The 22705-nt window shown below is 74.6% G+C and carries 16 protein-coding genes and 1 riboswitch; of the genes, 14 read left to right on the forward strand and 2 right to left on the reverse strand.

The features are described 5' to 3' along the window. Positions 1–48: 48 nt before the first annotated feature. On the reverse strand, positions 49–1041 hold the full coding sequence (locus ACI79F_RS09720) for an aldo/keto reductase (RefSeq protein WP_456544366.1): 993 nt from the start codon (positions 1039–1041) through the stop codon (positions 49–51). Between the two features lie 237 nt (positions 1042–1278). Here ACI79F_RS09720 and ACI79F_RS09725 point away from each other — a divergent pair, with 237 nt between their 5' ends. The 11 genes from ACI79F_RS09725 to ACI79F_RS09775 all read left to right on the forward strand — a co-directional run bounded on the left by ACI79F_RS09725 (position 1279) and on the right by ACI79F_RS09775 (position 17391). Then, the gene (locus ACI79F_RS09725) at positions 1279–2754 is read left to right on the forward strand and encodes a S8 family peptidase (RefSeq protein WP_456544367.1); all 1476 of its coding nucleotides are present in this window, start codon (positions 1279–1281) and stop codon (positions 2752–2754) included. Positions 2755–2860: 106 nt separating this feature from the next. After that, positions 2861–4642 (forward strand): N-acetylglutaminylglutamine amidotransferase, encoded by a 1782-nt coding sequence (locus tag ACI79F_RS09730; protein ID WP_456544368.1) that lies wholly within the window; start codon positions 2861–2863, stop codon positions 4640–4642. Between the two features lie 16 nt (positions 4643–4658). Beyond that, on the forward strand, positions 4659–6413 hold the full coding sequence (gene ngg, locus ACI79F_RS09735) for an N-acetylglutaminylglutamine synthetase (protein ID WP_456544369.1): 1755 nt from the start codon (positions 4659–4661) through the stop codon (positions 6411–6413). A 162-nt stretch (positions 6414–6575) separates the two neighbouring features. Further along, positions 6576–6989, forward strand: a complete 414-nt coding sequence (gene crcB / locus ACI79F_RS09740) for a fluoride efflux transporter CrcB (protein WP_456544370.1) — start codon at positions 6576–6578, stop codon at positions 6987–6989. Then, positions 6986–7345, forward strand: coding sequence for a fluoride efflux transporter FluC (locus ACI79F_RS09745; RefSeq protein ID WP_456544371.1), 360 nt, complete (start codon positions 6986–6988; stop codon positions 7343–7345). Before crcB ends, ACI79F_RS09745 begins: the two co-directional genes overlap by 4 nt. 31 nt (positions 7346–7376) lie before the next feature. Then, positions 7377–8792 carry an alpha,alpha-trehalose-phosphate synthase (UDP-forming) gene (locus ACI79F_RS09750; protein WP_456544372.1) on the forward strand — a complete coding sequence of 472 codons (1416 nt, stop codon included), beginning with the start codon at positions 7377–7379 and terminating at the stop codon, positions 8790–8792. Further along, a complete protein-coding gene (gene otsB, locus ACI79F_RS09755; protein WP_456544373.1) occupies positions 8789–9538 on the forward strand; it encodes a trehalose-phosphatase in 750 nt (249 codons plus the stop codon). The genes ACI79F_RS09750 and otsB overlap by 4 nt, the downstream gene beginning before the upstream one ends. 293 nt (positions 9539–9831) lie before the next feature. Then, positions 9832–11439 (forward strand): methyl-accepting chemotaxis protein, encoded by a 1608-nt coding sequence (locus ACI79F_RS09760; RefSeq protein WP_456544374.1) that lies wholly within the window; start codon positions 9832–9834, stop codon positions 11437–11439. Positions 11440–11760: 321 nt separating this feature from the next. After that, positions 11761–13371, forward strand: coding sequence for a methyl-accepting chemotaxis protein (locus ACI79F_RS09765; protein ID WP_456544375.1), 1611 nt, complete (start codon positions 11761–11763; stop codon positions 13369–13371). 463 nt (positions 13372–13834) lie between these two features. Further along, entirely contained in the window at positions 13835–15466 is a 1632-nt protein-coding gene (locus ACI79F_RS09770; protein WP_456544376.1) for a methyl-accepting chemotaxis protein, read from the forward strand. A gap of 308 nt (positions 15467–15774) precedes the next feature. Then, the gene (locus ACI79F_RS09775) at positions 15775–17391 is read left to right on the forward strand and encodes a methyl-accepting chemotaxis protein (RefSeq protein ID WP_456544377.1); all 1617 of its coding nucleotides are present in this window, start codon (positions 15775–15777) and stop codon (positions 17389–17391) included. A 91-nt stretch (positions 17392–17482) separates the two neighbouring features. Here ACI79F_RS09775 and ACI79F_RS09780 read toward each other — a convergent pair whose 3' ends face one another. Next, on the reverse strand, positions 17483–18658 hold the full coding sequence (locus tag ACI79F_RS09780; protein WP_456544378.1) for a pyridoxal phosphate-dependent aminotransferase: 1176 nt from the start codon (positions 18656–18658) through the stop codon (positions 17483–17485). Positions 18659–18788: 130 nt separating this feature from the next. Further along, positions 18789–18900, forward strand: a riboswitch (SAM riboswitch). Between the two features lie 96 nt (positions 18901–18996). Between ACI79F_RS09780 and ACI79F_RS09785 the strand changes: the two genes are divergently transcribed. From ACI79F_RS09785 to ACI79F_RS09795, 3 genes are read left to right on the forward strand one after another with little or no spacing between them, the layout of a single operon-like run. Next, positions 18997–20043: a BMP family ABC transporter substrate-binding protein gene (locus tag ACI79F_RS09785; protein WP_456544379.1), complete on the forward strand. Its 1047-nt coding sequence runs from the start codon at positions 18997–18999 to the stop codon at positions 20041–20043. Further along, positions 20040–21638, forward strand: a complete 1599-nt coding sequence (locus tag ACI79F_RS09790) for an ABC transporter ATP-binding protein (RefSeq protein ID WP_456544380.1) — start codon at positions 20040–20042, stop codon at positions 21636–21638. The genes ACI79F_RS09785 and ACI79F_RS09790 overlap by 4 nt, the downstream gene beginning before the upstream one ends. Beyond that, entirely contained in the window at positions 21635–22705 is a 1071-nt protein-coding gene (locus ACI79F_RS09795) for an ABC transporter permease (protein ID WP_456544381.1), read from the forward strand. Before ACI79F_RS09790 ends, ACI79F_RS09795 begins: the two co-directional genes overlap by 4 nt.

Here is a 22705-nt window from a genome sequence, read left to right on the forward strand (position 1 = left end):
TCCATCCTCTCGCGGTCGCCGTGCCCGCCCGCCGCCGGGCCGCGACCGCTACCGGTGGACGCTGCTCATGTCCGGGTAGCGGTCCCCCGCCGTCGCCCCGCGCGGGGCGGCCTCGTCGAGCCGGCGCAGGTCCTCGTCGGTCAGCGTCACCCCCGCCGCCGCGGCGTTCTCCTCCAGGTAGGCCACCCGCTTGGTGCCCGGGATCGGCACGATCTCCGGGTTCCCGCCCCGGCCGCCCTGCGCCATCACCCACGCCAGCGCCAGCTGCGAGGCCGTGACGCCCTTCTCCTCGGCGATCTCCCGCACCCGGTCGACCAGCTCGAGGTTGCGGGCGAAGTTCTCGCCCCGGAAGCGGGGGTTGTGCCGGCGGAAGTCGTCCGGGGCGAGGTCGTCGACGCTGCGGATCTGCCCGGACAGGAAGCCCCGGCCGATCGGCGAGTAGGCGACGAAGCCGATGCCGAGCTCGGCGCAGGTGGCGAGGACGCCGTCGTCCTCGGGGTCGCGGGTCCACAGCGAGTACTCGGTCTGCACCGCCGTCACCGGCTGCACCGCGTGCGCCCGCCGGATCGTCTCGGGCGCGGCCTCGGAGATCCCGGTGGCGCGGACCTTGCCGGCGTCCACCAGCTCGCGCAGGGCGCCCCAGGTGTCCTCCACCGGGACGGCGGTGTCGACCCGGTGCTGGTAGTAGAGGTCGATCACGTCGACGCCGAGGCGCTGCAGCGAGGCGTCGCAGGCCCGGCGCACGTAGTCCGGCCGGCCGTTGATGCCGCGGAAGGAGCCGTCCTCCCCGCGCTCGTTGCCGAACTTCGTCGCCAGCACCACCTCGTCGCGGCGCCCGGCGATCGCGCGGCCGACCAGCCGCTCGTTGGTGAACGGCCCGTACATGTCGGCGGTGTCGAGGAACGTGACGCCGAGGTCGAGGGCGCGCTGGATGGTGCGCTCCGCCTCGCCCTGGTCGCCCGTGCCGTAGAACTCGCTCATCCCCATGCAGCCCAGGCCCATGGCGGGGACGGTGAGCTGACCCAGAGTGCGTGTCTGCATGCTCGCGCTCCTGCCCCTCCCCCGCGCGTGGCAACCCCGGCCGCCCGGCCGGGATCAGGTGACCTGATCGTGGCGTGTCCTCCCTCGGGGTGGGCGGTGAGGGAGGACCCGCTGCGGTGAGGGAGGACGCGCTGCGGTGAGGGAGGACGACGACGCCGGCCGGCCGTGACCTGGCGCACGCCCGCTCGTTCGGACAGGGCGCACCCCATCCGCTCGCCCCAGCGCCGAGGAGAGCCCATGACCCGGTCCGCCCGTCGACTCGTGGGGGGAGGGAGCCTGGCCGCACTGGTCGCCGGGGCCCTCTTCGCCGCCACCCCCGCCCAGGCCGCTCCCCCGGCGCCGCTCGCCCCGGTGCAGGACTTCCTGGCCGGCCAGCTGGCCGGGCTGGCGGCCGCGGTGCCGACCACGGTGCTCGTGCACGGCACCGACGCGGACGCCGCGCGGGACGCCGTCGCCGCCGCGGGCCTGCGCCCGGTGACCGAGTTCGAGCGGATCGGCGTCGTCGTCGCGCGCGGGACCGCCGCCCAGGTCGAGGCGGTCCGGGCCGAGCCCGGCGTCACCTACCTCGAGGGCAACGCCCCGATCGAGTTCGCGCAGGAGACGTCGAACACCGCCACCCGCGGCGCCGAGGCGGTCGCCACGCTCATCGGCGCCGACGGCCGGCCGCTGGACGGCCGCGGCGTCTCCGTCGCCGTCATCGACTCCGGCGTCGACCCCACCCACCCCTACCTGCACGGCGCCGACGGCTCCAGCGCGGTGGTGGCCAGCCTGAAGAGCCTCTGCCTGGTCGAGACGGTGACGACGCCCGACTGCGTCGTCCCGGTGCCGACCGTCGTGGACACCGACACGCTCGCCGTGGGCGGGCACGGCACGCACGTCACCGGCATCGTCGCCGGCCGCCCGACCACCCTGTCCGACGGCGGCCGGCTGCAGGGCGCGGCCCCCGGCGCCAGCATCGTGTCCATCTCGACCGGCGCCGCGCTGCTCATCGTCGGCGCCGACTCGGCGCTCAACTGGGTGCTGGAGAACCATGCGGCGCCGTGCGGCGCGGGCGTCCCCGCGGACGTCTGCCCGCCGATCCGGGTCACGAACAACTCCTACGGCCCGTCCGGGGGCGGGGCGTTCGATTCCGACTCGGCGACGGTCAAGCTGCAGCGGGCGCTGGCCGCCGAGGGCGTGGTCACCGTGTGGGCGGCCGGCAACGACGGCGGCGACGGCTCGGCCTCGCTGACCAACCCGCCCGGCCAGGACCCGACCGGCGGCATCATCTCCGTGGCGTCCTACTCCGACCAGGAGACCGGCACCCGGGACGGCGTGGTCAGCGAGTTCTCCTCGCGCGGCGCCGCGGCCGACCCCTCGACCTGGCCGGACCTGTCCGCGCCCGGCGACACCATCACGTCGTCCTGCCGGCTGTACCTGCCGATCTGCGCCACGGGGCTGGACCCGCGCAACGGCCCCGGCCTGCTCGACGTCGGCACGTTCAACACGATCAGCGGGACGTCGATGGCCGCGCCGCACGTGGCCGGGATCGTGGCCCAGCTGTTCCAGGCTGACCCGACCGCGACGCCGGCGGAGATCGAGGCCGCGCTGGTCGGCACCGCGCACCGCTACGCCGACGGCGCGGCGTACACCACGGTCGGCGGGCGGACGACGTCCTTCGACAAGGGCGCGGGCCTGGTCGACGTCGTGGCGGCGGTCGCCGCCCTGCGCTGAGCGGGTGGGCGGCGTCGCGGCGTTCCACGTGGAACCGCCGTGACGCCGCTCACGACGCGCCGTCTCGCGTCGCGATCCCCGGTCGTCTCGGGTTGGATCGTCTCGTATGTGCGGCCTCTCCGGCGAGATCAGGTTCGACGGCACGCTCGCCGACACCACCGCGGTCGGGCGGATGGTGGACCAGCTCGTGCCCCGCGGCCCCGACGGGCAGGGCATGTGGAGCGCCGGGCGGGTGGCCTTCGGTCACCGCCGGCTCTCGGTCATCGACCTGTCCGCCGCCGGCGGCCAGCCGATGGTCGACAACGAGCTCGGCCTGACCGCCGTCTTCAACGGCTGCATCTACGACTACAAGGAGCTGCGGGCCGAGCTCGAGGGCCACGGCTACCGCTTCTTCTCCACCTCCGACACCGAGGTGATCCTCAAGGGCTACCACCACTGGGGCACCGACGTCGTCGACCACCTGCACGGCATGTTCGTGTTCGTCGTCCACGAGCGCGACACCGGCCGGGTGGTCCTGGCCCGCGACCGGCTGGGCATCAAGCCGCTGTACCTCGCCGAGACGCCCGGCCGGCTGCGGTTCGCCTCCACGCTGCCCGCGCTGCTGCGCGCCGGGGACGTCGACACCTCCATCGACCCGGTCGCGCTGCACCACTACCTCACCTGGCACGCCGTCGTCCCCGCGCCGCGGACGATCCTCAACGGCGTCCGCAAGCTCCCCCCGGCCACCGTCCGGGTCGTCGAGGCCGACGGCACCAGCCGCGAGGACCGGTACTGGGCGCCGGCGTACGAGCGCCGCGCCGAGCACGCGAACTGGTCGTCCCGCGACTGGGAGGACGCGATCGAGGAGGCGCTGCGCGTCGCCGTCCGCCGCCGGCTGGTGGCCGACATCCCGGTCGGCGTGCTGCTCTCCGGCGGGCTGGACTCCAGCCTGATCGTCGGGCTGCTCGCCCAGGAGGGGCAGACCGGCCTGGCCACGTACAGCATCGGCTTCGAGTCCGTCGGCGGCCGCGAGGGCGACGAGTTCCAGTACTCCGACGTCATCGCCGAGCGGTTCGCCACCGACCACCACCGCATCCGGGTGGGCTCCGACGAGCTGGCCGGCGCGCTCGGCCACGCCATCGGCGCGATGGCCGAGCCGATGGTCAGCCACGACGTCGTCGCCTTCGACCTGCTCTCGGAGCGGGTCAGCCAGTCGATCCGGGTGGTGCAGTCCGGGCAGGGCGCCGACGAGGTCTTCGCCGGCTACCACTGGTACCCGCCGCTGGCCGGCGTCCCCCGCGGCGAGGCCGTGGACCGCTACGCCGCGGCGTTCTTCGACCGCACCCACGCCGAGCTGCTGCAGGTGGTCTCGCAGCGGTACGCGCTCGACGAGGACGTCAGCCGGGCGTTCGTGGCCGCGCACATGGAGGCGCCGGGCGCCGAGACGGCGGTGGATGCCGGGCTGCGCCTGGACAGCGAGGTCATGCTCGTCGACGACCCGGTCAAGCGGGTGGACAACATGAGCATGGCGTGGGGCCTGGAGGCCCGCGTGCCCTTCCTCGACCACGACCTGGTGGAGCTGGCCGCCGCCTGCCCGCCGGAGCTGAAGCTGGCCGACGGCGGCAAGGGCGTGCTCAAGGCCATCGGCCGCCGGATCATCCCGCCGGAGGTCATCGACCGGCCCAAGGGCTACTTCCCGGTGCCGGCGATCACCCACCTCGAGGGCAAGGTGCTCGACCTGGTCCGCGACGCGCTGAGCAGCGATGCCGCCCGTGACCGGGCCCTGTTCCGGCCGGAGTACGTCGAGGGCCTGCTCGGCGACCCGAACGGCGGGCTCACGCCACTGCGGGGCAACAAGCTGTGGCAGCTCGGGCTGCTGGAGCTCTGGCTGCAGAACCACGGGGTCTGAGGAAGGAACCGACACCGTGACTCCACGGCTGGCCGGCCACCGGCGCCGCCCCGTCCCGTCCACCCCCGAGCTGACCAGCCGGTCCTGGCACCAGCCGTCCCCGCACGAGCTGGAGGGGATGGCGCAGGACGTCGTCCTCGACCTGGGCTGGGGACGACTGGTCTTCGGGCAGACGTTCCGCGAGCTCGACGACATCGTGCACGCGCTGCGCGGCGAGGAGACCGGCCGCCGTGACATCTGCGTCTACCCGCGGGACCCGCAGGTGCTGGTCGGGATGGCGCCCGACGAGCTGTTCATCGACCCGTCGCTCACCTACCGGCTGGACCTGCACCGGTACCGGCCGCGGCCCGACGTCATCCGCGGCGTCTTCGTGCGCACGGTGACCTCGCAGGCGGAGATGGAGGTCATCGACGACCTCTACGCCCGCAACGGCATGGTCGCCGCCGACCCGGACCTGATGTGGGCCAACCACCGCACCCGGACCTTCACCTACCTGGTCGCCGAGGACACCCGCACCGGGAAGATCGTCGGCACGGTCACCGGCGTGGACCACGTGCTCGCCTTCGGCGACCCGGAGGGCGGCACGAGCCTGTGGTGCCTGGTCGCCGACAAGCAGGACGCCCCGCCCGGCACGGGCGAGGCGCTCGTGCGGGTGCTGGCCGAGCGCTACGTCGCCCGCGGCCGGGCCTACCTCGACCTGTCGGTCATGCACGACAACAAGCCGGCGATCACGCTGTACCGCAAGCTCGGCTTCGCCCGCGTGCCCGCCGTCTGCGTGAAGAGCAAGAACCCGATCAACACGCCGCTGTTCGCCTCGCGGCCGCCCGGGCTGGACAAGCTCAACCCCTACGCCACGATCATCGCCGAGGAGGCGCTGCGCCGCGGCATCCGCGTCGAGGTCACCGACGCCGAGTGGGGCGAGATGCGGCTGACGCTGGGCGGCCGCTCGGTGCTCACCCGCGAGTCGCTGTCGGAGTTCACCAGCGCCGTGGCCATGAGCCGCTGCGACGACAAGCGCGTCACCCGCCGGATCATGCGCCGGGCCGGCGTCCGCGTCGCCCAGGGCGCGCTGGCCCGCGAGGGCGACCTGACCGACGCCCTGGCGCTGATGAAGGCGGTCGAGGAGGTCGTGGTGAAGCCCGCCCGCGGCGAGCAGGGCCGGGGCATCACCGTCGGCGTCAAGGACGCGGCCGGGCTGGAGAGGGCGGTCGCCCTGGCGCTGCAGTTCTGCCCCGACGTGCTGGTCGAGGAGCTGGTCCCCGGGGAGGACCTGCGGGTCGTCGTCATCGACCGGCAGGTGGTGGCCGCCGCGGTCCGGCGGCCGGCCGAGGTGATCGGCGACGGGCGCCTGCCGGTGGCCGACCTGGTGCGCTCGACCAGCCGGCGGCGCGAGCGCGCCACCGGCGGGGAGTCGAGCATCCCGCTCGACGACACGACCGCCGAGGTGGTCGCCGAGGCCGGCTACGCCATGGACGACGTCCCCCCGCGGGGCGAGCGCGTGCAGGTCCGGCGGACGGCGAACCTGCACACCGGCGGCACGATCGAGGACGTCACCGACCGGCTGCACCCGGAGATCGCCGAGGCCGCGGTGCGGGCGGCCGAGGCCCTGGGCATCCCGGTCACCGGCATCGACTTCCTGGTGCCCGCGGTCGACGGGCCGGACTACGTGTTCATCGAGGCCAACGAGCGCCCCGGCCTGGCCAACCACGAGCCGCAGCCCACCGCCGCGCGCTTCGTCGACCTGCTCTTCCCGGAGACGCGCCGCCGCTGACCCGCCCCGCTCCCCCGAGGCCCCCGCTCCCCCGAGGCACCCGCTCCCCCGAGGCACCCGCTCCCCCGAGGCACCCGCTCCCCCGTGGCATAGGAAGCTCCACCCACGTCCTGGCCGCCGGGACGTGGGGATTGCTTCCTCTGCCTGGGAGGGACGGGGCGCGTGGCGTATCTGCTCGCGGCGCTGGGAGGCGCCCTCGGCGCGCTCGCCCGCTGGGGGGTGGGGACGGCGCTGGAGCCCTCCCCCGGCGGCTGGCCGTGGGCGACGCTGCTGGTCAACCTGACCGGCTGCCTACTGCTCGGCGTCCTGCTCGGCGCGGTCTTCGCCCGCCTCCCCGACCGCGCCTGGCTGCGGCCGCTGCTCGGCACCGGGCTGTGCGGCGGGTACACGACGTACTCGACCTTCGCGGTGGACGTCGTCCGGCTGGTGGACGACGGCGCGCCGGGCCTCGCCGCCGGGTACGTCCTCGCCTCGGTGGTCGGCGGGGTCCTGGCCACGGCGGCCGGGGTGGTGCTGGGCCGGCGCGGCGGCGTGCCGATCCCCGCGGTCGAGGCCGCCGAGGAGGAGGTCGCGTGACCGCGCTGCTCGTGGTGCTCGGGGCGGTGGCCGGCGCGCCGCTGCGGCTGCTCGCCGACCGGGTCGCCGCGGCCCGCCGCGGCCGCGGCAGCGTGCGGGGCACGCTCGCCGTCAACGTGGCCGGCTCGCTCGTGCTCGGGGTGCTGCTGGGCCTCCGCGAGGCGCCGGCGGAGGTGGTGGCGCTGGTCGGCACCGGCTTCTGCGGCACCCTGACGACGTTCTCCACCTTCGGCGCGGACGTCGTCCGGCTGGTCGAGGAACGCGCCGTCGGCCGAGCGGCGGCCTACCTGACCGGGACGCTGGCGCTGGGCCTCGGGGTCGCCGCCGCCGGGTACGCGGTGGCCGCCGCCGTCTGAGCGCCCGCACATCGGTAGGGTCGCCCTCGGTATGGCCGACAGCACGGAGCACCAGACGCGGGCGGAGAGCCCGGTGGTCGTCGTGGCCAACCGGCTCCCCGTCGACCAGGTCACCGACCCCGACGGCAGCACGCGCTGGCAGCGCAGCCCCGGCGGGCTGGTCACCGCCCTCGAGCCCTTCGTGGCCGGCCGCGGCGGCGCGTGGGTCGGCTGGTCCGGCTCGGCGGGCCCGGCGCCGGAGCCGTTCGAGTCCGGCGGCATGTCGCTGATCCCGGTCGAGCTCTCCGAGGAGGAGGTCGACCGCTACTACGAGGGCATGTCCAACGCCTCGCTGTGGCCGCTGTACCACGACGTGGTCGAGAAGCCCGAGTACCACCGCACCTGGTGGGACACCTACGTGCAGGTCAACAAGCGGTTCGCCGACCGGGCGGCCGAGGTGGCCGGCGAGGGCGCGATCGTCTGGGTGCACGACTACCAGCTGCAGCTGGTGCCGGCGATGCTGCGCCAGCGCCGCCCGGACCTGACCATCGGCTTCTTCCTGCACATCCCGTTCCCGCCGTACGAGCTGTTCACCCAGCTGCCGTGGCGCTCGGCCATCGTCGAGGGCCTGCTCGGCTCCGACCTGGTCGGCTTCCAGCTGCCCAGCGCCGCGAGCAACTTCGTGCAGCTGGCCCGCCGGCTGCACGACCTGCCCACCCGCAAGGACGTCATCCAGTACGACGGGCGGACCGTGACGGCCCGCGCCTTCCCGATCTCGATCGACACCGAGGCCTTCGACCGGCTGGCCGGCTCCCCCGAGGTGGTCGCCCGCGCCGCCGAGATCCGCAAGGAGCTGGGCGACCCGGACAAGATCATCCTCGGGGTGGACCGGCTGGACTACACCAAGGGCATCGCCGTCCGGCTCAACGCCTTCCAGGAGCTGCTGGAGGACGGCGTGGTCGAGGCGCCGTCCACCGTGTTCGTGCAGGTGGCCACCCCCAGCCGCGAGCGCGTGGAGCACTACGTGCACATGCGCGAGACGATCGAGCAGCAGGTCGGCCACATCAACGGCGTCTTCGGCACGCTCGGCGGCCCGGCGGTCCACTACATCAACCAGTCGGTCCCCCGCGAGGAGCTGGCCGCGCTGTACCGGGCCGCCGACGTCATGCTCGTGACGCCCTACCGCGACGGCATGAACCTCGTGGCTAAGGAGTACGTCGCCGCCCGCGGGGACCTCGGCGGCGCGCTCGTGCTGTCGGAGTTCGCCGGCGCCGCCGCCGAGCTGAAGCAGGCCTTCCTGGTCAACCCGCACGACATCGCCGGGCTGAAGAACCAGCTGGTCCGGGCGCTGCGGATCGAGCCGGAGGAGAGCGCCAAGCGCATGCGGGCGATGCGCCGGCACCTGGCGAAGAACGACCTCGAGCACTGGGCGTCGTCCTTCTTCGCGGCCCTGAAGGCCCAGGCGTGAGCGTGCTCCCCGACGACCTCGCGGCCGCACTCCCGCGGCTGGCCGCGCGCCGGCCGTTGCTGGTCGCCTGTGACTACGACGGCGTCCTGGCCCGGCTCCGGGACGACCCCGCGGCCGCCGTCCCGGAGCCCGGCGTCGCCGAGGCGCTGGCGCGGCTGGCGGCCCACGAGGGCGTGACGGTGGCGCTGGTCAGCGGCCGCGGCGTGGCCGACCTGCGCGCGACCAGCGGGCTCAGCGGTCCTTACCGCTTCGTGGGCAGCCACGGCGCCGAGTTCGACGGGCCGATCACCGGGGAGCTGGCCGGCCGCCGCGACGCGCTGGCCGAGGTGCTGGCGCCGGTGGTCTCGGCCACGCCCGCGGCCCGGCTGGAGATCAAGCCGGCCAGCGTCGCCGTGCACGTGCGCCAGGTGGCCGACCGGGCCGCGGCCGCCGCCCTGCTGGCCCGCGCCGACGAGCTCGCCGACCCGGCGGTCACCCGCAAGCCGGGCAAGGACGTCCTCGAGCTCGCCGTCACCGACGCCGACAAGGGCAGCGCGCTGCGCCGCCTGCGCGACGAATTGGGCGCCGCCACCGTCCTCTATCTCGGGGACGACGTCACCGACGAGGACGCCTTCGCCGTCCTGGGGCCGGACGACGCCGGCGTCAAGGTCGGTCCCGGCGAGACCGTGGCCGCCTTCCGCGTGGCCGACCCGGACGGCGCCCTCACCGTCCTCGCCGCGCTCGGCGCGGCACTGACCGCCGGCTGACCCCCGGCGTACGGCCGGCTGCCACCCGGCGTGTCGCCCGACCGCCGGAGGTCACCGCCTCCCGGACCGGCGACCCGGGCCGCCCGGCGGGCCCTCTCCCCCGGCGTGACCTGCGGGGACACCCTCGGCGGCCGACGGGGTCGACGTGGTCCCCGTCGACAGGTCGACACCCGCACCGGCGGTGGCCGGCAGTGCGCACGACGATTCCGTCACTGACGGGCCGGGGTCCCGGCGCGGCGGTGGTGCGCGTCACACCATGACGCCGCTCGACCCGCCGCCTCTCTGGAGTCCCCGTGACCGCTCCCGCACTCGCCCCGCCCGCCCACCGCAGCAGCGGCTGGTTCGCCGACCGGCCGCTGGCGGTGAAGTTCGGCGTCCTCGTCGGCGTCGTCGTCCTCGCCTTCGCCGGGCTGCTCACCGCCGTCCTGGTCGGCAACAGCGCCGTCCGCGACGCCACCGGCCGGCTGCAGGACCTCGCCGACGCCGAGACGCTCGTGCTGCAGATAGACACCCGGGCCAGCGAGCTCAAGGTCGACGGGTTCAAGGCGCTGGTGCGCGACGTCCCGGCCGAGCAGCTCGCGGAGCTCGCCGAGGACATCGCGACCCCCGAGGGGATCCTGCAGGAGCTCGCGGGCATCCGGCTCGAGGGCGCGGCCGCCGACGCGGTCGCCGACCTCGAGGCCAGCTTCGGCGACTACACCAGCGCCATCCAGGTCTTCGTCGACGGCGCGGTCGCCGACCAGGCGGGCAGCCGGCTGCGCTGGGAGGACATCCAGGCGGCCAACGACCTCACCGACGGCGCGGTGAGCGCCGCCAAGGACGAGCTGTCGGCGGCCCGCGCCGATGCCGAGCAGAGCCTGCAGGACGCCATCGCGCAGTCCGAGCGGATCAGCCTGGGGGTCGCCGCCGGCGCCGTCCTCGCGATCCTGGCCATCAGCTGGCTGATCAGCCGTTCGGTCACCCGCCCCCTGCACCGGGTCAAGCTGGCGCTGCAGGCGCTGGCGACCGGCGACCTGACCGCCTCGGCCGGGGTGACCTCGCGGGACGAGGTCGGCCAGATGGCCGGCGCGCTCGACGCCGCCCAGGCCGGCCTGCGCGAGGTCATGGCCGGGGTCGCGGCCTCGGCGCAGGCGGTGGCGGCGTCGTCGGAGGAGCTGTCGGCGTCCTCGGCGCAGATCTCGGCGTCGGCGGAGGAGACCTCGGCGCAGTCCGGGGTCGTCGGCTCGGCGGCCGAGGAGGTCTCCCGCAGCGTGGCGACGGTCGCCGCGGGCGCGGAGCAGATGGGCGCCTCGATCCGGGAGATCTCGCAGAACGCGGCGGAGGCCTCCGAGGTCGCGATGCGGGCGGTCAGCGCGGCGGAGGCCACCACCGCGACGGTGAACAAGCTGGGCGAGTCGTCGATCGAGATCGGCAACGTGGTCAAGGTGATCACCTCGATCGCCGAGCAGACCAACCTGCTGGCGCTGAACGCGACCATCGAGGCCGCCCGGGCCGGGGAGGCGGGCAAGGGCTTCGCCGTCGTCGCCAACGAGGTCAAGGAGCTGGCCCAGGAGACGGCGAAGGCGACCGAGGACATCTCCCGCCGGGTGCAGGCGATCCAGGGCGACACGACGGCGGCGGTCGCGGCGATCGGGGAGATCTCGCAGATCGTGGCGCAGATCAGCGACCGGCAGACCACCATCGCCTCCGCCGTCGAGGAGCAGACGGCGACGACGAGCGAGATGTCCCGGTCGGTGTCCGAGGCCGCCGGCGGGTCCGAGCAGATCGCGGCGAACATCACCAGCGTCTCCACCGCCGCCGAGACCACCACGCAGGCGCTCACCCAGACCCGGGTGGCCGTCGACGAGCTCTCCCGGATGGCCGCCGACCTCCAGGGGGCGGTGGGCCGCTTCACCTACTGACGACCGCGCAGGAGTGCGGTTCTGCACCGTGCAGAACCGCACTGTTGCCCGCAAGGAGCGCACACGGGGGCGCGGGACCGGACGCCGGTCCCGCGCCCTCGGGCATTCCCGTGACCATTCCGCGGAATGGTCACCACCGTTCTCCTGTCGACATGGGGACGGCGGGGAGGAGGTCGTCCGGACAATTACGGATCACGATCGGACACGCCACGGGAAATGGTCGCGCGGCCGGGTCCGTGCCGCACCATTCCTGTCGCACCCCGGTCCGCGACGCGGCGGCACCCGGGGCCCCGCCCACGGCCAGCACAGGAGCACGACCCGATGAACGCCTCCCCTCCCCCCGCGCCCGCCCGCCGCGGCCGCTGGTTCGCCGACCGGCCGATCGCCGTCAAGATCGGCTCCGCCATCGCGGCGCTCGCCGTCGTCGCGGTCGCCATGACCGTGCTGGCCGTCTCGCGGATCTCCACGCTCGAGAGCGCGGCCGGCGACATCAACGACAACGTCGTCACGCTCTCGGACCTGTCGGACATCCAGCGGTCCTGGCAGGGCGACCGGTCCCGGTACAACTCCCTCGCCCTGGTGTCGGGGCAGACGCAGGCGGAGATCCTGGCCGACCTGGCCGAGCGCCGCGACACGATCGACGAGCAGCTCGACGCCTACGCCGCGGTGACCGTCAGCCCGCAGGCGTTCGAGGAGTTTCGCGGGCACGTCGACCAGTACTACGGGGTCGCCGACACCCAGCTCGTCCCGGCCGCGCAGGCCGGCGACGTGGTCCTGGCCGGGCAGCTGATCGCCGGTCCGCTGCAGGCCGCCTCGGACGCGATCATGGACGGGTACGCAGGCATGCAGGAGCGCCGCGTCGGGGCCGGGCAGGACGCCACCGACCACGCGAGCGACATCGCGTCCTCCGCCGTCGTCACGCTGTGGGCCTTCCTCGGCGCCGGCGTCGTCCTGGCCGCCGGGCTCGCGCTCTACGTCGTCCGGCAGATCGTCCGGACCGTCCGCGGCGTGCAGGGCGCGGTGGAGGCGCTGGCCCGCGGGGACCTGACCGTCGCCCCGGAGGTGCACGGCCGCGACGAGCTCGGCCGGATGGCCGAGGCCCTGGTGTCCGCGCAGCAGAGCATGCGGGGGGTGTTCGCCGGCGTGGCCGGCGCCGCGGACGCGGTGGCCGCCTCGTCGGAGGAGCTGTCGGCGTCCTCGGCGCAGATCTCCGCCTCGGCGGAGGAGACCTCCGCGCAGTCCGGTGTGGTCAGCTCGGCGGCCGAGGAGGTCAGCCGGAACGTGCAGACGGTGGCCGCCGGCGCCGAGCAGATGGGCGCCTCCATCCGCGAGATCTCGCAGAACGCGAACGAGGCGGCGCGGGTCGCCGCCGCGGCCGTCACCGAGGCGGAGGCGACCACCGGGCAGATCACCAAGCTCGGCGAGTCCTCGCGGGAGATCGGGGACGTCGTCAAGGTCATCACCTCGATCGCCGAGCAGACCAACCTGCTGGCGCTGAACGCCACGATCGAGGCCGCCCGCGCGGGCGAGGCCGGCAAGGGCTTCGCCGTGGTGGCCAACGAGGTCAAGGAGCTGGCCCAGGAGACGGCGAAGGCGACCGAGGACATCGCCCGGCGGGTCGAGGCGATCCAGCACGACACCACCGGCGCGGTGGCGGCGATCGGCCGGATCAGCAGCGTGATCGGCCAGATCAACGACTACCAGCTCACCATCGCCAGCGCGGTGGAGGAGCAGACCGCCACCACCAGCGAGATGAGCCGGTCGGTCAGCGAGGCCGCGCAGGGCTCCGGGCAGATCGCGGAGAACATCACCGGCGTCTCGACGGCGGCCGACTCGACCACGCAGGCGCTGACCCAGACGCGCTCCGCGGTCGACGAGCTGTCGCGGATGGCGGCGGACCTGCGGACCGCGGTCTCCGGGTTCACCTACTGACCGCACCGGGGCGGCCGGCGACGACGCCGGCCGCCCCGGGCGTTCGCCATTCCCCGACCGCCTCGTCGACAGGCGGGAGAATGGTCGTCGGCGATGTCGCGGAAATCGTCGACTCCGTTCCCGAGACGTCGTGTACAGGCTCTCGACGACACGCTGGACGCGTGTCCCGCACCGCCGTGGACGAGCTGTCCCGGATGGCCGCCGGCCTGCGCACGGCCGTGGGTCGCTTCTCGTCCTGATGCTGCGCCGAGGGCGCGGGGCCGTGCTCCGGTCCCGCGCCCTCCCGCCGCTCTGCGGCTGCTACCGGCCGCGGGAACTGGCGCCATGTCGACGTGCGAGCTGCGCTCACCGACCATTCTCCGACCGTCCTGCGACGCGCCGTGGAAAATGGCTCGAGATCGTCCGGAATGCTGCACCCTCCTCAGGTCGTCAATCCACCCCGTCGAACGAGGAAGAACCATTCATGACAGAGCGCAGCTCGGGCCGGCAGGGCCGCAGCATCGGGGTCCGCGGTTCCGTCCTGGCCGTGGGCGCCGCCGGCATGGCGGCCGCGGTCGCCGTCGGGGGCGTCGCCCTGACCGGGCTCGGCAGCGCCGCCGACGCGCGGGGGCAGGTCTCGGAGATCGCCGCGGCGCTGCAGCACGCCCAGACCATGGAGTACCTCAACGCCGACGTGAGCGGCTGGCAGACGGCGTACGCGTGGGACGCCAGCCGTGTGGGGCCGGTGCAGGCGGTCGACCCGACCAGCTCCAACCGAGCCGGGTTCCTCGACATCAGCGACACGCTCCGCGCGGAGCTCGACGCGATGCCGGTGGACGCGCTGACCGCCGACGAGGCGGACGACTACGGGCAGATCCAGCAGCGCTGGCAGGACTTCTTCGCCATCGACGACCAGGTCGCCGCCCTCTACGGCCAGGGCACCCCGGCCGCGAAGGACCAGGCCGACGCACTGATCCTCGGCGACGGCTACGACGTGTACTTCGACATCCTCGGGCTCACGACCGAGCTCAAGGAGTCGCTGCAGGCGCGCGTGGTCGCGGCGGACCGGGCCGCCGACGACGAGCGAACCCGCAGCCAGTGGACGATGATCGTCGTCATCGCCCTGGGAGCCCTGGTGGTCCTGGCGCTGGCCCTCGCCGTCGCCCGCCGCATCGTGCGGCCGCTCAACGCGGTGGTGGCGGTGGCCGACGCACTCGCGGCCGGTGACCTCACCCGGTCGACCGGCGTGCACCGGCAGGACGAGGTGGGCCGTGTGGCGGCGGCGCTGGACTCGGCTCAGGAGAGCCTGCGCGGCGTCATGGCCACGGTGGTCGGCGCGGCGGACGCGGTGGCGGCGTCGTCGGAGGAGCTGTCGGCGTCCTCGGCGCAGATCTCGGCGTCGGCGGAGGAGACCTCGGCGCAGTCCGGGGTGGTCAGCTCCGCCGCCGAGGAGGTCAGCCGCAGCGTGCAGACCGTGGCCGCCGGTGCCGAGCAGATGGGCGCCTCCATCCGGGAGATCGCCACGAACGCCGCCGAGGCCTCGGACGTCGCCTCCCGCGCGGTGACCGCCGCGGAGACGACCACCGCCACCGTCGCGAAGCTGGGGGAGTCCTCGGCCGAGATCGGCAACGTCGTCAAGGTGATCACGAGCATCGCCGAGCAGACCAACCTGCTGGCGCTGAACGCCACGATCGAGGCCGCCCGGGCCGGCGAGGCCGGCAAGGGCTTCGCCGTGGTCGCGAACGAGGTCAAGGAGCTGGCCCAGGAGACGGCGAAGGCCACCGAGGACATCGCCCGGCGGGTGCAGGCCATCCAGGGCGACACCACGGCGGCCGTGACGGCGATCGGCGAGATCTCGCAGATCGTCGCCCAGATCAGCGACCGGCAGACCACCATCGCCAGCGCGGTGGAGGAGCAGACCGCCACCACCAACGAGATGTCCCGCTCGGTCGCCGAGGCCGCGCAGGGCTCCGGTCAGATCGCCGACAACATCACCGGCGTCTCCACCGCCGCGGACTCCACCACCCAGGCGCTCGCCCAGACCCGCACCGCCGTCGACGAGCTCAGTCGCATGGCCGCCGACCTGCGCACCACGGTGGGCCGCTTCAGCTACTGACGACCGGGCGATGGTGCGGTTCCGCACCGTGCAGAACCGCACGATTGCCCGCGACGAGTGAACACGGGGGCGCGGGACCGATTCCGGTCCCGCGCCCCCGTGCCATTCCCGCGACCATTCCCAGGCGCGCCGGAATGGCGCCAAGTCGACCCGGGGGAAGCGGTCACCGACCTTTCTCGGTCGGGCCGTGCGACACGCTCCGAATTCGGGTTCGGCAACGTCCGCAATGCCGCACGCTCCTCGCGCAGCCGCACATCAGCACCGTCGAGCCGGCGTCCCCGGCAGGCCGTCCCCGCGCAGGAGAGCTCATGTCCCTTCCCACGACCCCCGCCCGTCCACGGCGACGCGGCGGCTGGTTCGCCGACCGTCCCCTCGGGGTGAAGATCGGCGCGGTCGTCGGCCTGCTCGCCGTCGTCGTCCTCGCCACCAACCTGCTCGCCGTGGTCCGGATCGGGGAGATGCGCGAGGGCCAGGAGCGCATCTACACCGAGAACCTGCAGCCGCTGAACGCGCTGTCGGCCGTGCAGCGGGCCACCGCCGCGCACCGCGCCCGCACCCTCGAGTACGCCGTCTCCGACCCCGCCCGCCGCGTCGAGCTGCTCGGCGAGATGGAGGAGAAGAACGCCGACGTCGAGGCCGCGCTGGCCGAGTACCGGCCGTTCGTCGTCGACCCCGACGCGATCGCGAAGTACGAGAGCGCCCGCGAGGAGTTCCTGTCCACCAGCGCCACCCAGCTGTTCCCCGCCGCCGACAGCGGCGACCTCGCCCTCTACGCGCAGGTCTACCGCGAGGTCTCCAGCCCGCTGCTGACCGACATCGCCGACGGGCTCGAGGAGGAGGGCCTGGCGCAGTCGGCGCAGGCCGTCGCCCGCAACGCCGCCAGCGAGGACGACGCGAGCAACGCCATCACGCTGCTGCTGGTCACCTCGCTGACCGCCGTGGTGCTCGCCGTCGGGCTGACCGTGGTCGTCGTCCGCCGGATGGTCCGCAACCTGCAGGCCGTGCAGCGCTCCGCCGAGGCCCTGGCCGCCGGCGACCTGACCGTGGCCGTCTCCGTCGACGGCGCGGACGAGGTGGGCCGCATGGCCGCCGCGCTCGATTCCGCCCAGCAGAGCCTGCGCGGCGTCATGGCCACGGTGGTCGGCGCGGCGGACGCGGTGGCGGCGTCGTCGGAGGAGCTGTCGGCGTCCTCGGCGCAGATCTCGGCCTCGGCGGGCGAGACCTCGGCGCAGTCCGGGGTGGTGGCCGGCGCCGCCGAGGAGGTGTCGCGCAGCGTGGCGACCGTGGCCGCGGGCGCGGAGCAGATGGGCGCCTCGATCCGGGAGATCGCGACCAACGCCGCCGAGGCCTCGGAGGTCGCGCACCGCGCCGTCACGGCGGCCGAGACGACGACCGCCACCGTGGCGAAGCTGGGGGAGTCCTCTGCGGAGATCGGCAACGTCGTGAAGGTGATCACGAGCATCGCGGAGCAGACGAACCTCCTCGCCCTCAACGCCACCATCGAGGCCGCCCGCGCAGGCGAGGCCGGCAAGGGCTTCGCCGTCGTCGCCAACGAGGTCAAGGAGCTGGCCCAGGAGACGGCGAAGGCCACCGAGGACATCGCCCGGCGGGTGCAGGCCATCCAGGGCGACACCACCGCCGCGGTCGCGGCGATCGGGGAGATCAGCTCGATCGTCGCCCAGATCTCCGACCGGCAGACCACCATCGCCAGCGCGGTGGAGGAGCAGACCGCCACCACCAACGAGATGGCGCGGTCGGTCGCCGAGGCGGCGCAGGGCTCCGGTCAGATCGCCGACAACATCACCGGCGTCTCCACCGCCGCCGACTCCACCACCCAGGCGCTCGCCCAGACCCGCACCGCCGTCGACGAGCTGTCGCGGATGGCGTCGGACCTGCGCAGCACCGTCGGCCGCTTCACCTACTGAGGAAGGACCGCCCCCTCGGCGAGATCTGCACACTCGTCACCATCGACGGCTGATGGCGTCGACTGTGCAGATCTCGTCGAGGGGGGCGGGGTCAGCGGGCCAGGCGGGCGCCGAGGCGGGCCAGCCGCTCGGCGGCCTCGGTGAGGACGGCGTCCTGCTTGCAGAACGCGAACCGCACCAGGGACGGCGCCGCGTCCTGGTCGTCGTGGAACACCCGCACCGGCACGCCCACCACGCCGGCCAGCTGCGGCAGGTCCCAGCACAGCGCCATCGAGTCGGTGTAGCCCAGCGGCGCGGCGTCGGCGGTGACGAAGTAGGTGCCGTCCGGCCGGTTCACTGCGAAGCCCGCCGCGGTCAGCCCGGCCACGAGCAGGTCGCGCTTGCGGGCGAGGTCGGCGCGCAGCCCGTCGAAGTACTCGTCGGGCAGGGCCAGCGCCCGGGCCACGGCCGGCTGGAACGGGCCGCTGCCGACGTAGGTGAGGAACTGCTTGACCGCCCGGACGGCGGCGACGAGCTCCGTCGGACCGTGCACCCAGCCGACCTTCCAGCCGGTCACCGAGAACGTCTTGCCGGCCGAGGAGATGGTCAGCGTCCGCTCGGCCATCCCCGGCAGCGTCGCGATCGACAGGTGCGGGACGCCGTAGGTCATGTGCTCGTAGACCTCGTCGGCGACGACGACCGCGTCGTGCTCGGCGGCCAGCCGGGCGACCAGCTCGAGCTCGGCGCGGGTGAAGACCTTGCCGGTCGGGTTGTGCGGGGTGTTGAGCAGCACCAGCCTGGTGCGGGGCGTGAACGCCGCCCGCAGCGCCGCCTCGTCGACGGCGAAGTCCGGCGAGCGCAGCACCACGGTCCGCCGGGTGGCCCCGGCGAGCGCGACGGTGGCGGCGTAGCTGTCGTAGTAGGGCTCGAAGGTCACCACCTCGTCGCCGGGGGTGGTGAGCGCGAGGACGGCGGCGGCGATCGCCTCGGTCGCGCCGACGGTGACCAGGACGTCGCCCGGGTCCACCCGCAGCCCGCGGAAGCGCGCCTGGTGGGCGGCGACCGCCTCCCGCAGCTCGGCGACGCCGGGGCCGGGCGGGTACTGGTTGGCGCCGCCGCGGATCGCGCCGACGGCGTCCTCCAGCAGCGAGTCGGGCCCGTCGGTGTCCGGGAAGCCCTGGCCCAGGTTGATCGCCCCGGTGCGTACCGCCAGCGCCGACATCTCGGCGAACACCGTGGTGGCGAAGGGCTGCATCCGCTCGGTGAGCGCGGCGCTGGGCAGGGTCACGGCGGCCAGTCTCCCACCGGCGGCTGCGGCCGGACGGCGTCCCACTGAGTGGACCGCCGTCCCGGGCTGCGGGACGGTCGGCGGAGGGCCGCCGCCCTCCCGGGGGCCGGGCGCGTGTAAGTTCTCGACCGGTCCTGAGCGCCAGCGTCAAGCCCCGGCTCGCTGGCCGGCAACCCTCTCCGTCGCGGGGTGCTTCCGGGTGACGACCAGACCTGGACACCGTGTCCCGGTAAGGACGAGGAGGATCGGGTGGACGCCGAGGCCGCCCCCCTCCGGCCGGACCGGTCACGGTGTCGCCCGACCAGCGCGCACGCCGCGCCCGCTCCCAGGGAGACCCGATGAACCTCGTCCACAGCCGGGGCCGGCTGCCCGCGCTGGCCCTCGTGGCCCTCGCGGGCCTCACGGCCTGCTCCGACAGCGACTCCGGCGGGGGGAGCGGCGACGGCGGCGACTCCGCCGGCTCGATCATCGTGATCACCCCCAACCCGGTCGGCGGCAACAACTTCCTCGAGCTCGCGATCGAGGGCGCCCAGCGGGTCGCCGACGAGGAGGGGCTGGAGCTCGACGTCTTCGAGAGCAACGACCCGACGTCGATCCAGCAGAACGTCGAGGCCGCCGTCCGCGAGCAGCCCGACATCGTCATCGGCCTGACCTTCTCCCTGCAGGACGCCTTCGCCACGGTGCCGGTCGACAACCCCGACCAGCAGTTCCTGCTCGTCGACGGCTGCCCGGACCCGCAGCCGGACAACGTCACCTGCGCCGCCTTCCGCGAGCACGAGGCCACCTACCTGGCCGGCGTCGAGGCCGGGCTCCTCACCCAGTCGGGCCAGATCGGCGTCGTCGCCGCCCTCGACACCCCGTTCATCCGCCGCTGGGTCGACCCCTTCCTGGCCGGCGCGCAGAGCGTGAACCCCACCGTCGCCTCCACCCCGCTGTTCGTCGGCGGCGACAACCCCTTCGGTGACCCGGCGCGCGGCGGGGCGCAGGCGCAGGTGCTCGCCGACGGCGGGGCCGACCAGGTGCTGCTCGCCGCCTCCGGCAGCAACGTCGGCGCCTTCGAGGTCGCCGCGTCCGGCGCCTTCCAGGCCTACGGCGTCGACGTGAACGAGTGCGGCTCGGCCCCGGGCCAGGTCGTCGACAACGTCATCAAGAACGTCGACGTCGCGCTGGAGGAGTCGGTCCGCTCCATCCTGGACGGCGACAGCGGCGGCTCGCAGGTCTACGGCCTGGCCGAGGACGGCGTGGGCCTGACCGCCTTCGCCGACGACGTGGCCGACTCCGGCTGCCTGATCGCCGACCGCCCGGACGTCATCGAGCAGCTCGAGGGCATCCGCCAGCAGATCATCGACGGCACGATCACCGTGGACGACCCGGCCGCTGGATGACCGGCAGCACGACCGACGCGCGCTCGGCCGCGGGGGCTCCCCCCGCGGCCGAGCTGCGCGGCATCACCAAGCGCTTCGGCCCCGTCGTCGCCGTCGACGGCGTGGACCTGGTCCTCGAGCGCGGCACCGTGCACGCCGTCGTCGGGGAGAACGGGGCCGGCAAGTCCACCCTGATGTCGGTGCTCTACGGCCTGCACCGGCCCGACGCCGGGCAGGTGCTGCGCGACGGCCGCGAGGTGCGGCTGTCCTCGCCGCTGGACGCCATCGCCGCCGGCCTGGGCATGGTGCACCAGCACTTCCGGCTGTTCGGCTCGCTGAGCGTGGCCGAGAACGTCGTCTACCGCGCCGAGCCGGCCCGCTTCGGGGTGCTGGACCGGCGGGCCGCCGAGCGGCGGGTGGCGGAGCTCTCCGCCCGCATCGGCCTGGACGTCGACCCCACCGCCCGCGTCGACACGCTGCCCCTCGGCGTCCGCCAGCGGGTGGAGATCCTCAAGGCGCTGCACCGGCAGGCCGAGGTGCTCATCCTCGACGAGCCGACCGCCGTGCTCACCCCCGGCGAGGTCGACTCGCTGTTCGCCGTCGTCCGGCGGATGGCCGAGCAGGGGACGACGGTCGCCCTGGTCACCCACAAGGTCCGCGAGGTGCTCGAGGCGACCGACCGGGTCACCGTGCTGCGCGACGGCGCCGTCACCGCCCGGCTCACCACCCGCGACACCACCGCCGGCGAGATCGTCGAGGCGATGATCGGCCGCGGGCTCGTCCCCGCCGTCAACCCGCGCGGCGCCGTCACCGGCGACCCGGTGCTCGAGGTGACCGGCCTGCGGATGCCCGCCGCGCCCGGCGCCAGCCGCGTGCAGGACGTCTCGCTGCGCGTGCACCCCGGCGAGGTCGTCGGCATCGCCGGGGTCTCCGGCAACGGCCAGCGGGAGCTGGTGGAGGCCGTCGTCGGCCTGCGCACCCCGCAGGCGGGCGTCGTCCGGCTGCACGGCCGCGACCTGGCCGGCCTCGGCATCCGCGAGCGCCGCGCGCGGGGCGTCGCCTACGTGCCCGAGGACCGCCCCGGCGTGGGCACCGCCGCCGCGCTGCCGGTGGCCGACAACCTGGCGCTGGGCCACCACCGCACCCCGCCGATCGCCCGCCGCGGCCGGCTCTCCCCGCGGGCGATGCGCACCCAGGCCGCCGAGCTGGTCGCCCGGCTGGGCGTGAAGACCGCCGGGGTGACCGTGCCGCTGAGCTCGCTGTCCGGCGGCAACGCGCAGAAGGTCGTGCTCGCCCGCGAGCTGCACCACGAGGCGCCGCTGCTGGTGGTCGAGCAGCCCACGCAGGGCGTCGACGTCGGCGCCGGCGAGGAGATCCACCGGCTGCTGCTGGAGTACCGCGCCCGCGGCGGCGCGGTGCTGCTCGTCTCCTACGAGATCAGCGAGCTGCGCGCGCTCGCCGACCGGGTGCTGGTCATGCTGGACGGCGCGGTGACCGCGGAGCTGGACGCCGCCGACGCCACCGACGAGGTGCTCGGCGCGGCGATGGTGCACGGGGACGCCGGTGTGGCCGCCGCGGGGAGCGGCGCGACCGCCGCCGGGGGAGGAGCAGCGTGACCGCGCTCGCGCAGCGGCTGCGGCTGCAGGCCCCCGCCGCCCTGGTGCCGCTCGGCGCCGTCGTCGTCGCGCTGCTGGTCGGCGCGGTGGTCATGCTCGCCGCCGGGGTCGACCCGCTGCTCGGCTACGACGCGATGGTTCGCGGCGCCCTGAGCGTCAGCAACATCGACTTCGCCGTCGCCGGGTTCACCGCGATCCTCGCCATGTCACTGGCCTTCGCCATCCCGGCGCGGATGGGGGAGTACAACCTCGGCGGCGACGGGCAGCTCGTCGCCGGCGGCATCGCCGCGGCCGCCGTCGCCCTCTACGTGCCCGGGCCCGCCGCGCTGCTGCTGCCGCTGTGCGTCGTCGCCGGGATGCTCGCCGGCGGGGCGCTGGCGTCGGTCTCCGCCCCGCTGTCCACCCGCGCCGGCGTCCCGGTGATCATCTCCACGCTGCTGCTCAGCACCCCGGCGGTCGCGCTCACCTCCTACCTGGTGCGCTTCCCGATGGCCGAGGAGGGCTCGCCGGTCCCGCAGACGCCGCGGCTGCCCGACGCCGCCCACCTGCCGGCCTTCCCGGGCATGAGCTACACCAACGCCGGCCTGGTGCTGGTGCTGCTCGTCCTCGTCACCACCGTCTGGGTCGACGCGCGGACCCCGGTCGGCTACGAGATCCGCGTCGCCGGCGCCAACCGCGGGTTCGCCGCCTACGGCGGCCTGTCGGTGCCCCGGCTGACGCTGGGCACCCTGGCCGCCGCCGGGGCGGTCGCCGGCCTGGCCGGCGCGGTGATCGTGATGAGCCAGCCGTTCCGGTTCATCGACGACGCGCTGACCGCGCCGGGCTACACCTTCGCCGGCGTCGCCGCGGCGCTGCTGGCCGGCGGCCGGCCCGCGCTGCTGCCGGTCACCGCGGCGCTGTTCACCGTCCTGTCGGTCGGCGCGGCCGGCATGGAGCGCGACGTCGACGTGCCCCGCCAGCTCGGGCAGGTGCTGCAGGCCGTCGTCATCCTGGTGCTGGCGCTGCGGGTGCTCGCCGCCCGCTGGATGGCCGCCCGCGCCCGCCGCGTGGCCGGGGGGAGGGCCTGA

Source organism: Blastococcus sp. SYSU D00868, from assembly GCF_054050575.1.